Annotated in this window: 10 protein-coding genes; 1 reads left to right on the forward strand and 9 read right to left on the reverse strand. The window is 64.1% G+C overall.

Going from position 1 to position 13,894, the window contains the following annotated elements; genetic code table 11:
- Nucleotides 1–2: 2 nt before the first annotated feature.
- Nucleotides 3–1,541 carry a trimethylamine methyltransferase family protein gene (locus ABVQ20_RS13750; protein ID WP_354460042.1) on the forward strand — a complete coding sequence of 513 codons (1,539 nt, stop codon included), beginning with the start codon at nt 3–5 and terminating at the stop codon, nt 1,539–1,541.
- Here ABVQ20_RS13750 and ABVQ20_RS13755 read toward each other — a convergent pair.
- The 9 genes from ABVQ20_RS13755 to ABVQ20_RS13795 form a co-directional block, all read right to left on the reverse strand.
- Complete coding sequence (locus ABVQ20_RS13755; protein WP_354460043.1) at nt 1,538–2,218, reverse strand: TetR/AcrR family transcriptional regulator; 681 nt, start codon at nt 2,216–2,218, stop codon at nt 1,538–1,540. The two genes, ABVQ20_RS13750 and ABVQ20_RS13755, sit on opposite strands and share 4 nt — an antisense overlap.
- A 44-nt stretch (nt 2,219–2,262) precedes the next feature.
- Nucleotides 2,263–3,825, reverse strand: coding sequence for an ABC transporter substrate-binding protein (locus ABVQ20_RS13760; protein ID WP_354460044.1), 1,563 nt, complete (start codon nt 3,823–3,825; stop codon nt 2,263–2,265).
- 1 nt (nt 3,826) lies between these two features.
- The gene (locus ABVQ20_RS13765; protein WP_354460045.1) at nt 3,827–4,855 is read right to left on the reverse strand and encodes an oligopeptide/dipeptide ABC transporter ATP-binding protein; all 1,029 of its coding nucleotides are present in this window, start codon (nt 4,853–4,855) and stop codon (nt 3,827–3,829) included.
- Nucleotides 4,852–5,817 (reverse strand): ABC transporter ATP-binding protein, encoded by a 966-nt coding sequence (locus ABVQ20_RS13770; protein WP_354460046.1) that lies wholly within the window; start codon nt 5,815–5,817, stop codon nt 4,852–4,854. The genes ABVQ20_RS13765 and ABVQ20_RS13770 overlap by 4 nt, the downstream gene beginning before the upstream one ends.
- The gene (locus ABVQ20_RS13775) at nt 5,814–6,647 is read right to left on the reverse strand and encodes an ABC transporter permease (protein ID WP_354460047.1); all 834 of its coding nucleotides are present in this window, start codon (nt 6,645–6,647) and stop codon (nt 5,814–5,816) included. Before ABVQ20_RS13775 ends, ABVQ20_RS13770 begins: the two co-directional genes overlap by 4 nt.
- A gap of 37 nt (nt 6,648–6,684) precedes the next feature.
- Nucleotides 6,685–7,635: an ABC transporter permease gene (locus ABVQ20_RS13780; RefSeq protein ID WP_354460048.1), complete on the reverse strand. Its 951-nt coding sequence runs from the start codon at nt 7,633–7,635 to the stop codon at nt 6,685–6,687.
- A gap of 15 nt (nt 7,636–7,650) precedes the next feature.
- Nucleotides 7,651–9,660, reverse strand: a complete 2,010-nt coding sequence (locus ABVQ20_RS13785) for a CocE/NonD family hydrolase (protein WP_354460049.1) — start codon at nt 9,658–9,660, stop codon at nt 7,651–7,653.
- A 170-nt stretch (nt 9,661–9,830) separates the two neighbouring features.
- Nucleotides 9,831–10,391 carry an FMN reductase gene (gene msuE, locus ABVQ20_RS13790; RefSeq protein WP_354460051.1) on the reverse strand — a complete coding sequence of 187 codons (561 nt, stop codon included), beginning with the start codon at nt 10,389–10,391 and terminating at the stop codon, nt 9,831–9,833.
- A 250-nt stretch (nt 10,392–10,641) separates the two neighbouring features.
- Nucleotides 10,642–13,785: an efflux RND transporter permease subunit gene (locus tag ABVQ20_RS13795; RefSeq protein ID WP_354460052.1), complete on the reverse strand. Its 3,144-nt coding sequence runs from the start codon at nt 13,783–13,785 to the stop codon at nt 10,642–10,644.
- Nucleotides 13,786–13,894 lie beyond the last annotated feature (109 nt).

Consider the following 13,894-nt stretch of genomic DNA (forward strand, 5'->3'; position numbering starts at 1 on the left):
CCATGGAACGGATTGCAGCGCGTCGCAGACCCGGCCGTCCACAGCGCGAGATCGGCGGCATCGAACAGCGCCCATGGAAACAACTGACGCGGCCCTACCAGCCGATCGAAATCCTGTCGGCCGACCAGGTCCAGACCATCCATGAGATGGGCCTGACCATTCTCGAAGAGATCGGCATGCGCGTGCTCCAGCCGCAGGCGCGGCAGTTCTATCGCTCGGCGGGCTGCGATGTCGACGAAGGAGAGATGCGGGTGCGCTTCGACCGTGCCATGGTGATGGAGCACGTCGCCATGGTGCCGTCATCGTTCGAGTTGCGCGCCCGCAATCCGGAGAAGAATGTGAAGGTCGGCGGGCGGCACTGCATCCTGTCGTCGGTCGGTGGCCCGGCCTATGTCATGGACAATGATCGCGGCCGCCGGCCCGGCACCTATGCCGAGATGTGCGATTACCTGAAGCTGATCCAGTCGTTCAACGTGCTGCATCAGGAAGGCGGCGGACCGTTCGAGCCGCTCGACCTGCACCAGAACACGCGTCACCTCGACCTCTACTATGCCGAGATCACGTTGCTGGACAAGAACTGGCAGCCGCAGGCGCTTGGCCGCGGACGCGCCGTCGACGCGCTCGAAATGGTGGCGATCTCGCTCGGCACAACGCGCGAAAACCTGGCCAACGAAATGCCTGTCTTTACCGGCATCATCAACACCAATTCGCCGCTGCAACTCGACGAGCCTATGGCCGAAGGCCTGATCGCGCTGGCCGAGCATGGCCAGGTCAACGTCATCACGCCTTTCACGCTTGCAGGGGCGATGAGCCCGGTGACGCTCGCCGGCGCGCTGTCGCAGCAGCATGCCGAAGCGCTGGCCGGCATCGTGCTGACGCAGATCGTGCGCCCTGGCGTGCCGGTGATGTATGGCGGCTTCACGTCCAATGTCGACATGAAGACCGGCGCGCCGGCCTTCGGCACGCCTGAATACACGCAGGCCGCCCAGATCACCGGGCAGCTCTGTCGGCTGATCGGCGTGCCGTTCCGTTCCAGCAATGTGACCGCCGCCAATTCGGTCGACGCGCAGGCGGCCTATGAGAGCGCCATGTCGCTTTGGGGTTGCCTGATGGGCGGCGCCAATCTGGTGCTGCACGCAGCCGGCTGGCTCGGCGGCGGATTGACGGCGTCGTTCGAGAAATTGGTCATCGACGCCGAGATGCTGCAGATGATGTCCGCCTATTTCGACCCGCCGGTGGTCGACATCGATACGCTGGCGCTGGAAGCGGTACGCGAGGTCGGTCCGGCCGGGCATTTCTTCGGCGCGGCGCACACGATGCAGCGCTACGAGCGCGCCTTCTACTCGCCGCTGGTCTCCAACTGGGACAATTACGACACATGGATGGAACGCGGCCAGGTGACGGCGCGCGAGCGCGCCAACGTCATCTGGAAGCGCATGGTCGCCGAATATGAGCAGCCGCCGATCGATCCCGGCATCGACGAAGCACTGCGGGACTATATGGAACGCCGCAAACGCGAGGGCGGTTGCCCGCTGAATTAGGCGTCCCGCAAAGGCCCGACCTGCGCCTCAAGCATCTCGAAGCCGGCGGCTTCGGCCGCTTGAGGTGTCACCACGCTTTCGTCGAGACACCATTCGAGCCAGAGCCCGTCGACCAGGGCGATGAAATTGCGGGCTAGCGCGGGGGCGTCGACAGGCCTGCCACGCGGCACGGCGACGGCCGCGATATCCTCCGCGAGTTCCGCACGGTAGGCATCGTAGAGTTCCCGATGCGCTGCCTTGAGGCGCGGATTGACGGCGATCTCACCCCATAAGGACAGCCAGATCAGCAGATTGTCGCGGCTGAAATATTCGGGCGAGAAGTTGGAGCGCACCAGTGCGGCGAGCGACGCCTCCGGCGGCCAGTCGGATGCCTCGGCGCGACGGCGCTTGGCCTCGGCGATCTGGTTGTTGACGCTGGCATAGAGCGAGGATTTGTAGACCTCGACCAGAAGCCCGTCGCGCCCCTCGAAATGATGGTTGATCAGGCCGCGCGAGACACCGGCTTCCTTGCAGATGCGATCGACGGTGAAGGCGCCGATGCCACCGACCGACAGGCAGCGCGCCGCCGCCTCGATCAGCATGGCGCGGCGCACATCCGCCTGCTCGCGGCTGAAGCGCGGCGGCGATTTCTTGGCGCCACGCTTACGTTTTTCAGGGGCTGATCCCGCTTCTGTCATAGACCTCAGCTAATCGATTGCACCCGCTGTGTCCATGAAAGCGTTCATGCCTTCTTCTTGAACAGCACCGGATTGGGGTGGCCGTCGGGATAGATGACCGACTCGAAATCCGTCTTGTGGACGACAACCAACGGCTGGTGGCAGATGAAGACGAAGCCGCCGGATTGCTCCATCAGGTCTTCCATGCGGTTGGATAGAGCGATGCGTTTGGCTTCGTCGCTTTCCGCTACCAGCTGCTGGTAGCTCGTCTCGAACTCGGGACTGTCGAAGCCGGACCAGTTGTAGGCGCCGATCTGGTCGGGGCGGAACCAGACCAGATTTTCGGACGGGTCGACGCCGCCAGCGAAATCCATCAGCGCGAGATCGATGTTCTTGTAACCGTCGCCTTGCGTCTTGTCGCCAACGCCCCAGAACGCCGCCTCGTCATAGGGCTGGATATCGACCTTGATGCCGGCCTGCTCAAGACTGGCCTGGATGATCTGGGCTGTCGCGGTGCGGATGGAATCGTTCATCACGGTCAAGGTCAGCGACAGATTGCTGACGCCGGCCTCGGCCAACAGCGCAGCCGACTTTTCATAGTCTGGTGCTGCAATCAGGTTGCTCGCACGCGCGAATTTGGTTCCGGGCTGGACGACGCCGGTGGAGCGCTTGGTGAGATCGTCATAGACGCCCGTGAGGATCTGCCCGACATCGACGCCATACTGCACGGCCTGGCGGACTTTTGGATCCTTGAGGCGCGGGCTCAGCATGTTGATGGTCAGCCAGACGTAACGGGTCGACTGGGCCTCGATCAGGGTTGTGTCGGCGGGCGGGCTCGCCTTGACCGCCTTGGTCGCCGAAATGGCGATCTTGGTGTAGTCGAAGGCCTCGGCCTCGTAGGCCAGTTGTGCTGCCTGATCATCGGCGACGACGAAGATCTCGACCTTGCCGAAATCCGGCTTCGGGCCTGGCCAGTCGGGGTTGGCTGTCAGCGTCACCTTCTGCTTCTGCTGCCAGTCGCTGAAGACATAGGGACCGCAAGAGGCCGGCGGCTGGGTCGTAAACTTGCCGCCCGCCTTTTCCGTGCCGGCGCGGCTGATGATGTGCCCGCCATAATAGGGCAGGCTGGTGACGAAGATCGGCTGATAGGGTTCCTTCAAATGGATGATGCCGGACCTGGCATCGACGACCTCGACGCGGTCGAGCTTCTCGAACTGATAGGCCCAGGGCGATGAAAGGGTCTTGTCGGCGATACGCTCGAACGAGAATTTCACGTCATCGGCGGTGACAGCGCCAAAACCGTTCGACCATTTCAGCCCGTCGATCAAGGTGAAGGCGATGGTCTTCGGGTCCTTCTGCTCAAGCTTCTCAGCGCCCCAGGGCGCCCAGGGCGACCCTTTCTGGATATCGCCGAAATGGTTCAGCGTCACATAGATGCCGCGCATGATGACGTCCTCGATGCCGCCATTCATGAAGGCGGGATCGAGCGTCTGCAGATCGCCTTCCATGCGAATGCGCAGCGTATCGCCGGCCGCCGACCAGGCGAAGCCGGGCTTCATCGTCAGGCCGGCGCCCAGCGCGCCCGCTGCCTTCAGGAAGGCACGTCTGTCCATGTTCCATCGTGTCATGTCAGTTTCCCCTTTGGTTTGCGGAAGCGCGTGAGAAGGCTTCCCGTTCTTGCCCGCCTGTCTCCAGCGGGAAATGGCAGCGCACCATCCGGCCGGCGCCTCGCTCTCGATAGGCCGGCGCCTCGCTCTTGCAGCGTGCCTGAGCGATCGGGCAGCGTGTGTGGAACTCGCAGCCCGAGGGCCGCCGAAACACGCTGGGAATCTCGCCGGTGACGGCCGGATTTTGACTGCGCCGGCGCGGATCGGGCACCGGCTCGGAGCGGATCAGCGTCGCCGTGTAGGGGTGCATGGGCGCGGAGAACACATCCTGTGTCGGCCCCGTCTCGACCAGCCGGCCGAGATACATGATGGCCAAGCGGTCGCTGACATGGCGGATCGTCGCCAGATTGTGGGTGACGATCATGGCGGCGAAGCCGAGTTCGCGCTTCAACTCGCCGATCAGGTTGAGCACATCGCCCTGCACGGACACATCGAGGCCCGCGGTCGGCTCGTCGGCAAGCAGAAGATGCGGCTTCATCGCCAGAGCCCGGGCGACGCCGACGCGGCGCGCCTGCCCGCCCGAGAGCTCGTGCGGAAACCGGTCGACAAAGGATGCCGGCAGGCCGACCAGTGCCAGCAGCGCCTTGGCAGCGGCGCGGCGGTCCGGCGTCGGCAGCCCTTGAATGATCTGCGGTTCTGTCAGCAGCGTGCCAATGCGCAAGCGGGGGCTGAGCGAGGCGACTGGGTCCTGGAACATCATCGCCGAGTGCCGGCGCATGGCGCGGAAATCGGCCGGCGTCGCAACGTCCCTGCCCTCGAAAGTGATCCGCCCGGCCGCCGCGCGCACCAGGCCAAGGATGGTGCGGGCAAGCGTGGTCTTGCCGGAGCCGGATTCGCCGACCAGGCCCAGCGTTTCGCCCGGCATCAGCGACAGCGTCACGCCGTCGATGACGTTGAAGCCCGGCAGCGGGAACGGATTGATCAGGCGGCTGAGCAGGCCTCTGCGGGCAAAGGTCACCGACAGGTCGTCGACGGCGAGCAGCGGGCTCATGGCGCCACCGCATGGCAGCGAGCGACATGGGTGGCGGAAAGCTTCGCCAGCGGCGGCGCGACAGAGCCACATGGCGAAAAGGCACGGTCGCAGCGCGGTGCGTAGACACATCCGGACGGTGGCTGGGTCAGGCTGGGCAGAGTACCGGGGATCGTCGGCAGTCTTGCCAGCCTTTCGTGGAAGCGCGCCGGATCGCAGGCGAGCAAGGCTTGCGTGTAGGGATGCCCCGCATTGTGGAAGATCGCATCGACCTCGCCGCCTTCGACCACCTCGCCGGCATACATGACATAGACGCGGTCGCAGAGTTCGGCGATGACGCCGAGATGGTGCGAAACGACGATGATGATGCCGTTGTATTCGCGCCTGAGTTCGCGCAGCAGATGGATGATCTGCGCCTCCATGGTGACATCGAGCGCCGTCGTCGGTTCGTCGGCGATGAGCAGGCCAGGATCGGTCAGCAAGGCAGCGGCGATGGCGACGCGCTGGCGCATGCCTCCCGACAGTTCGTGCGGATAGCAGCTCATGCGCCGTTCGGCGTCCGCGATACCGACGCGGCCGAGCATCGCGGCGATGCGCGCGCGCTTCTGTGCTCGGCCAAGGTCCTTGCGATGGTGCTGGAAATCGACCAGCTGGTCGCCGATGGTCAGCACGGGGTTGAAGGCAGTCATCGGATCCTGGCCGACCAGGGCGATCTCGTCGCCGCGCAGCAGGCGCTGGCGGTGGGCATCGAGCTTTGCCAGGTCGATGCCGTTGTAGCTGATCGAGCCGTCGACGCGAGCGTTGGCTGGCAACAGGTTCGCCAAAGCGGTGACCAGCGTGGACTTGCCGCAGCCACTCTCGCCGACGATGCCGATCACTTCGCCCGGATGCGCTTCGATGTCGACATGGCGCAGTGCGTGCACGGCACCATGAGGCGTCTCGTAGCGGACGCTGAGGTTGCTAGCCGCGAGCGAGCCGGTCATGCCGGCCTCCGCAATTGCAGGCGCGGATCGAGATAATCGCGCAGGCCTTCGCCCAAGAACGTGAAGCCGAGCGTTGCCAGTACCAGTGGCAACCCGCCGAAGATGACCATGAACGGTGCCGAGCGGATGCTGGTGTAGCCGTCATAAAGAATGCTTCCCCAGGACGGTGTCGGTGGGCGGACGCCAAGGCCGAGGAAGCTGAGACCGGCCTCGACCATGATGACGACCGGTATATCCATCGACAGAAGGATGATCAGGGGACCGACGACATTGGGCAGAAGGTGGATGAAGATGATGCGCGCGGCACTGGCGTCGAGCAGGCGTTCGGCGAGGATGTAGTCACTGTTCTTCAACGCCAGTGTCTGCGCCCGGATCAGCCGTGCATAGCTCGGGAACGAGGTCGCGGCGATGACGACGATCAGCGTCCCGGTTCCCGCGCCGAGCACGGTGATGATAGCGAGCGCGAACATGATCATCGGCAGCGAATTCAGGCTGTCGAACATCAGCACCAGGATGGCGTCGAGCCAGCGCGGCCCGTAGCCGGCGATCAGCCCGAGCATCAGGCCGATCGCACCGGCGATGGCCACGGACACCATGGCGATCGTCAGCGCGGTGCGCGCGCCATAGATGATGCGGGACAGCAGGTCACGCCCGAGATGATCGGTGCCGAACCAGTGTTCGGCCGATGGCGGCTGCAGCTTGTGCAGCACATCGATCTTGACCGGCGAATATGGGGCCAGCCACGGCGCGAAGACGGCTGTTATGATGAAGCTGGTGACGAGGATCAGGGCGACACAGGTGAACGGGTCGGCGAGGAGCGCGCGAAGCAACGGAAAACGTTGTCGGTCTGGGAGGGACAGCGAGGCATCAGCCACGGAAGACATCACGAACCCTCGGATCGAGCCGCGCGATCAGGAGATCGGCGGCGATGGTGATGGAGACATAGATGGCGGTCATGATGAGCACCGTGCCCATGACGACCGGATAGTTGCGGGTGTTGACGGCGTCGGTGATCAGCTTGCCGATGCCAGGCCGGGCAAACACCGCCTCGACGAAGACGGCGCTGGACAGGATGCTGCCAAGGCCGACAGCGACCAGCGAAATGGTCGGGATGATGGCGATGCGCAGCGCGTATTTGGAGACGATCTTCCACTCCGGCAGGCCGAAGGACCGCGCGGTGCGGATGTGCGGCTCGCCCATCACCTCCATCATCGAGGCACGCACCATGCGGGCGATATAACCGATCCAGCCAAGCGCGATGGCCGCTGCCGGCATCACCAGCGCCTTGGCCTGGCTGACGATGTCGCCGGCCTCGCCGGCGCCAATGGCCGGCAGCCAACGCAGCGTCACGGCAAAGAGCAACAGCGAATAGATGGCGACGACGAAGGACGGTACGGCGATGACGCCGACGGAGAGCACGCCGATGACCGCATCGGCAAGCGTGCCGCGCCGCATGACAGAAAGGCAGCCGAGCGGAACGCCGATGAGAAGGGCCACGGCAAGCGCGGTCAGGCCGAGGATCAGCGTGTTCGGCAGCGCCTCCATGACCAGCGTGGAGACCGGGCGGTTCGACCAGACATCGTAGCCAAGATTGCCGGTCAGTGCGTTGCGGAAGAATTCGACGATCTGCCACCAGACCGGCTGGTCGAGGCCCATGCGCTCGATCAGCAGCCTCTTGAGTTCCGGCGTGGCACGCGGACCAAGCGCCACGGTTGCCGGATCGCCCGGAACCAGGAAGACAGCCGCATACATGGCGACCATGACGAGCACGAGGATCAGGAGGCCGAGACCGATGCGCTTGATTGCGTAGGTGAGCATCGTTCTCAGGTCCCCTCAGGCGAAATCGCGCCTGATGCGCTGGGTTGCCGAGGCGCTGTGGACGAGCCTGCCTCGTTCTCGCGCCTCGAGACGCCAACTCAGGTTGAAATGCGTTTCATCGGCCGTCAGCTCGGTGATTGCCGTCGCCTCGGTGTCGGCATCGCCGCTGGCAATGGCCCAGCGGTATTCCGTGACGAGCTTTGCCGACAGCGGATCGTCGGCCTTGATGCTCATCGTGTCGCTGTTGGCCGAGGATACGGTGATGGCGCGATCGTCGTAGCGCCTGCATCCATGGTCGGAACTCAGCGCGATGGTCTGCATCCCGGTGCCGACGTCCTCCGTGGTGATGCGGCGATCGAAACCCTCCTCCAGCGTTGTTGTCGGCACCGGTGGCGCGGTCTCAGCCGGCTCGAAACGCACATCACTGTCGCGCGGCGACGGCGGGCGCACCGGAAGCATCATGGTGCAGTCGCCGCTCGCCATTGACAGCGTCGACAGGTGCGGCTGCGGCCACAGGATCGGCCAATGCTGGTTGGCCAGCGCAAGCCGAATGCGATGGCCCCTAGGCACGGTGCGGGCAAAATCGTTGAGTTTCAGCTTTACGCGAAATGGCGTTCCGACAGGACAAGGTGTCGGGTGCTCGTGGCTGTCGCGGTGGCTGAGATTGAGCACGCCATAGGTCATCAACGCCGAAGTGCCGTCGGGATAGACATCGCAGAGCCGTGCGGCGAGGTTGACATGCGGCTGGTCGACCGTGACGAGCAGGTCGAGCTCGACCGCGCCGAGCAATGTCAGGTCGTCATCCAATGGCGTTGTGTCGAAGCACAACGCCATGCCGTCCTCTCGGCGCTGGTCGATGGGCATGTCCGGACAGGAGCCGCCATAGCCACCCCAACGGCCGCAATCGCGCCCGGCAGTCGCCGGCGATTGTACCGAAAGCGTGGCGCCCGGCGTCGCCTGACCGGTCAGCCCGGCAGCATTCAGATGCAGCACGCGACGCTCGATGCGCGGCGATGGCCAAGCATCCTCGGCGGCCCAGCTTCCGGCATGATCGGGGAGATAGAAAGGCTGTGGCCGCTCCTCCCCTGTCACCCAGACGCGGTAGAGCGGCTCATCCATGATGCCGGTGTCTTCGCCGCAGAGCCAGTGACGCCACCAGCGCAGCGCCTCCTGCAGATAGCCGATCAGCGGTCCGGGCGCGCCACGGCAGGGATAGGCATGCGACCATGGGCCGACGATGCCGAGCTTCGGCCCAAGCAGATGTTCGAGCAGGCGTGGGACGAAGTTCGAATAGCTGTCCTCCCAGCCGCAGACGGCCATGACCGCGCATTCGATCGCGGAATGGTCCTCGCAGACTGACCCTTGGCGCCAGTAGTCGTCGCGGCGCTGATGGGCGAGCCACACTTCCGAAAGCGAACTCGTCGCCGTGAGGCGCGTGGTCCACATGTCGCGCCAGGCGTCGCCGACGATCTGCGGGTCCGGCGCCATCGCCTTCTTGACCAGCATGAAGTTGGACCACATCTCCTGCTCGGTCAGCAGCGCGCCACCCATATAATGGATGTCGTCGGCGTAGCGGTCGTCGGTGGCGCAGTTGGCGATGATGGCCTTCAGGGCCGGCGGCCGGCGCGCTGCGACCTGCAGCGCGTTGAAGCCGCCCCAGGAGATGCCGGTCATGCCGACATTGCCGTTGCACCAGGGCTGGGCGGCGAGATGGGCGATGATCTCGCAGGCGTCCAGCTGTTCGCGCGGCAGATATTCGTCGGCCAGGTCGCCGTCGGAATCGCCGCTGCCGCGAATGTCTATGCGGGCGCAGGCAATGCCGTGTCCGGCGAGCCAGGGATGGATGTCGATGTCGCGCGCCACAGTGCCGTCACGGCGGCGATACGGCACCATCTCGACGACCACGGGCACCTTGCCCTCGGTTCGCGGACGCCACAGCGTGGCGGCGATGCGGGTGCCGTCGGCCAGCGTGATCCAGAGCGGATCGACGGTTTCCACGGCAAAGGGAAATTCGGTTCGTACCACGGCAGGTACCCGTAAAATGCTCTTGTTGAACGTTCGTATAACAAGAGCATTTGCGACGCAATCCCGCTTCTCGCGTTTTGGTGGATAATACGAGCAGCGGCGCACGGCACCTCCCCGCCGGAGCCACCGCAACGCCGATATCAGCAGATATCAAAAGAGTGTGATCGACCTTATTCGGCGGCGATCCTGGCGCGCTGCCGGCCGAAAAGCGCCGAGCCGACATCGTCCACCGCAAGGCCGACGCGGGTCCGGATCGCCTCGGAAGCCAGCACGCCATCGACGAAATCCTTGTCCGAAGCGTAGACCGCCGTCGGCAGCGCGAAGGCCTCGAAGAAGCCGAACAACGGCCGCAGTTGGTGCTCGACGATCAGTGCATGGCGCTCGCCGCCACCGGTCGCGGCCAGCAGCACCGGCTTGCCCCTGAGCGCTGCCGGATCGACGAGATCGAAGAAATGCTTGAACAGGCCGGTGTAGCTGCCCTTGTAGGTCGGCGAGCCGACGACCAGCACATCGGCGGCCACGATCCGCTCGAGGATGCCGCGAGCCTGTCCGTCCAGATCGCCCGCCCATTTCGCGTTGCCGAGGCTTGGGCCGAGATCGACGACGTCGTGGGTGCTGGCGGCGAGGCCGTAGCGTCCGGCGATCTCGGTCACGATATGGTCGACGAAGCCTCGGGTCTTGGACGGCCGGGTGAAATTGCCGGAGAAGCCGACGACGGCCGGATTGGTCATGATGAATGCCTCACGCTATTTTCGAGCCAACGGCCCGGTTTCAATGTCCACAATTTTCGTAGACATTAGGATAGAGCGAAAGGAATGGATGCTCATGTCCGGCGGAATTCGGAGATGATTTTTCCGTTTGCCGGGTTGTTGAAAAAACACAGCCGCAGCCTTCAGCGTTTGCGCAAAGTCTTTCGCATACACAACATTGCAGGCTGGCGGATCGCCCGCCAGCCTGCTCACGATGTCCGCCGGATACGCTTTACTCGGCCGCGAGTGCCAGTTGCGGGATCGTATCCTTTTCGGCCGCTTCCGTTTCGTCCTTCTCCGTGACCTTGGCCTTCTTCGGCTCGCGGCCAAAGAACAGGGCGTAGCCTGCCGGTAGGACAAGGATGGTCAGCACCGTGGCGACGAGAATGCCGCCCATCATCGCGTAGGCAAGCGGGCCCCAGAATACGGCGCGCGAGATCGGAATCAGTGCCAGCACCGCCGTCAGCGCCGTCAGCGTGATCGGCCGGAAACGGCGAACCGCCGAACCGATGATCGCTTCGGAACGATCCATGCCCGCCGCGATATCCTGGTCGATCTGGTCGACCAGGATGATCGAGTTGCGCATGATGATGCCAAGCAACGCGATGACACCAAGGATGGCGACGAAGCCGAACGGCGCACCGCTGATCAGCAGGGCAGCGGCGGCACCGATGATGCCGAGCGGACCGGTCGCCAGCACCAGCATCGCCTTGCCGAAATTCTGCAGCTGGATCATCAGGAGCACGACGATGATGGCCAGCATGATCGGCGCCTTGGCGGCAATGGAAGCCTGGCTTTCCGCGGAATCCTCCGCACCACCCTGGATCGCGATGCTGTAGCCGGGCGCCAGGCCGTCACGCAGGTCCTTCATGTCGTTGTACATCTTGGTGACAACATCGTTCGACTGCACGCCATCCGGCAGCGTCGCCCGCACGCTGATGGTCGGCAGGCGGTTGCGCCGCCATTCGATGCCCTGCTCCAGCACCGGCACCACCTTGGCCACTTGTGACAGCGGCACGAAACCGCCGAAGTCGGTCGGAATGTAGACGGAATCGACCGACGACAGCAGGCGGCGGCTTGCCTCCGGTTCGCGGGCGACGATGGACACCGTTTCCTCGCCGTCGCGGAAGTTATCGAGCGGTGCGCCGGACATGGTCGCCTGCAGCATCTGCCGGATGCGCTGCGAGGTGACGCCGAGCGCCCGGGCGCGATCCTGGTCGATCACCAGCTTCATCGCCGGCACCGGCTCCAGCCAGTCGTCATGAACGGCGCCGAGCTGCGGATTGGCCCGGAATTTCGCCTTCACCTCGTCGGCGATGCGACGCACCTCCTGGCGATCCGGACCCATGACGCGCATCTGTACCGGCCAGCCGGTTGGCGGGCCCAGGAACAGGCGATCGACCTTGGCGCGGATAGAGGGGAAATCCTGCGCCAGAACAGTGCGCAGCTTGACGATCAGCCGCTCACGCGCCGGCTCGTCCTTGGCCATCACCAGGAGCTGGGCGAAGTTGGGATTACTGAGCTGCTGGTCGAGCGGCAGGAAGAAGCGCGGCGCGCCCTCGCCGATATAGGTGGCGATGAAGCGCTTGTCCTTGTCGTCCATCATCTTGGCTTCAAGCGCCTTGGCCTGCACCTCCACTTCCTTGATGCTGGTGCCCTCGGGCAGCCAGAGATCGACCAGGATTTCCGGACGTGACGACTGCGGGAAGAAATTCTGCGGGATGAACTGGAAGGCCCACAGGCTGGTGCCAAAGGTCACCAGCGTCATCACCAGGACGATGATGCGATGGCGCACGGCCCAGCCGACCGTCGAGCGAAGCCGGCGGTAGAAGCGCGTGTCGAAGACATCATGGTGGCTGCCGGCATGCTTGCGCTGCTTCAGGATCATGTTGCCGAGCCATGGCGTGAAATAGACGGCGACGAACCAGGACACGACCAGCGCGATACCAACGACATAGAACAGCGTGCGCACATATTCGCCGGCGGTCGAGGCGGCAAAGCCGACGGGGATGAAGCCTGCGATGGTGATCAGCGTGCCGGTCAGCATCGGGAAGGCTGTCGAGGTATAGGCAAAGCTCGCCGCGTCGATCTTGACCAGCCCTTCCTCGAGTTTTCGCTCCATCATCTCGACGACGATCATGGCATCGTCGACGAGCAGGCCGAGCGCGATGATCAGCGCGCCGAGCGAGATGCGCTGCAGGTCGATGCCGAGCTCGTACATGATGGCGAAGGTGGCAGCCAGAACCAGCGGAATGGCAATCGCGATCACCAGGCCTGAGCGCCAGCCGATCGACAGGAACGATACGACGAGCACGATCAGCAGCGCCTCGCCGAGCGCATGCATGAATTCGGCCACCGCATCCGTGACGACGCCCGGCTGGTCGGAAATCTGGTCTACGGAAACGCCATAGGGCAGCGCCTCCTCGAAGTGCTTGTAGGTCGCCTCGACATCCCTGCCGACATCGGTGACCTTGAAGCCCTTGGCCATGACGACGCCGATCTGCACGCTTTCATGACCGTTGAAGCGGTACTTGCGCTGATAGGGATCTTCCAGCCCTGACGTGACCGTAGCGATGTCGCCGAGCCGCGTGACCTGACCGCCGGCGCGCAGGCGCAGATTTCTTATATCCTCGACCTTGCTGACATCGCCTTCGACGGAGATGCGCACCGAATTGGTGCCGGTGTCGACGGAACCCGACGGGTCGACATTGTTCTGGCCCTTGATGGCGTTCTGCAGGTCGGTCAGCGTCAGGCCACGCTCGGCGAGCACTTTCGACGAGACGTCGATGTAGAGCTTTTCCGGCTGGTCGCCAATGATGACGGCCTTCTCGACGCCCGGCGTCGTCAGCAGCATGTCGCGGGCCTCGATGGCGAATTTCTTCAGCTCCGGATAGCTGAAGCCGTCGCCGCTGATCGAATGCAGCGTGATGAAAGTGTCGCCGAACTCATCGTTGAAATAGGGCCCGAGCAGGCCTTGCGGCAGATCGCCGGCGATGTCGCCGACCTTCTTGCGCACCTGATAGAAAGCGTCTGCCACTTCGGCGGCGTTGGTGTCGCCCTTGATCTGGACGGTGATGATGGCGCTGCCGGCGCGGGTGAAGGAGCGCACGAAATCGAGATGCGGCGTTTCCTGCAGCTTGCGCTCGATCTTGTTGACGACCTGGTCCTCCATCTCCTGGATCGAGGACCCCGGCCAGATCGCCTGGACGACCATGACCCGGAAGGTGAAATCGGGATCTTCCTTCTGGCCCATGCGCATCAGGCCGAGCGCTCCGGCGATGATGATGAGGCCGAACAGGAACCGCGCGATGGAGGGATGGCCGATCGCCCAGCGCGACAGGTTGAAGGGCCGCTTCTCGTCAGTGGAATTGGTCATTGGTGCTCGTCCACTTCGTTTGATCGTCGGCGCGCCGATGCCGGCGCGAAGCGAAATCCAGGTTCGTGGTGGCTTCCGGGCGGCAAGGCTCGAGCGGAGAGACACTCAT

Source organism: Mesorhizobium shangrilense, from assembly GCF_040537815.1.
GTDB lineage: Bacteria > Pseudomonadota > Alphaproteobacteria > Rhizobiales > Rhizobiaceae > Mesorhizobium > Mesorhizobium shangrilense.

What these genes read in the sequence shown, in the direction of transcription:
- ABVQ20_RS13750 (WP_354460042.1), top strand. Translation starts at nt 3, where the DNA reads ATGGAACGGATTGCAGCGCGTCGCAGACCCGGCCGTCCACAGCGCGAG.
- ABVQ20_RS13755 (WP_354460043.1), bottom strand. Translation starts at nt 2,218, where the DNA reads ATGACAGAAGCGGGATCAGCCCCTGAAAAACGTAAGCGTGGCGCCAAG.
- ABVQ20_RS13760 (WP_354460044.1), bottom strand. Translation starts at nt 3,825, where the DNA reads ATGACACGATGGAACATGGACAGACGTGCCTTCCTGAAGGCAGCGGGC.
- ABVQ20_RS13765 (WP_354460045.1), bottom strand. Translation starts at nt 4,855, where the DNA reads ATGAGCCCGCTGCTCGCCGTCGACGACCTGTCGGTGACCTTTGCCCGC.
- ABVQ20_RS13770 (WP_354460046.1), bottom strand. Translation starts at nt 5,817, where the DNA reads ATGACCGGCTCGCTCGCGGCTAGCAACCTCAGCGTCCGCTACGAGACG.
- ABVQ20_RS13780 (WP_354460048.1), bottom strand. Translation starts at nt 7,635, where the DNA reads ATGCTCACCTACGCAATCAAGCGCATCGGTCTCGGCCTCCTGATCCTC.
- msuE (WP_354460051.1), bottom strand. Translation starts at nt 10,391, where the DNA reads ATGACCAATCCGGCCGTCGTCGGCTTCTCCGGCAATTTCACCCGGCCG.
- ABVQ20_RS13795 (WP_354460052.1), bottom strand. Translation starts at nt 13,785, where the DNA reads ATGACCAATTCCACTGACGAGAAGCGGCCCTTCAACCTGTCGCGCTGG.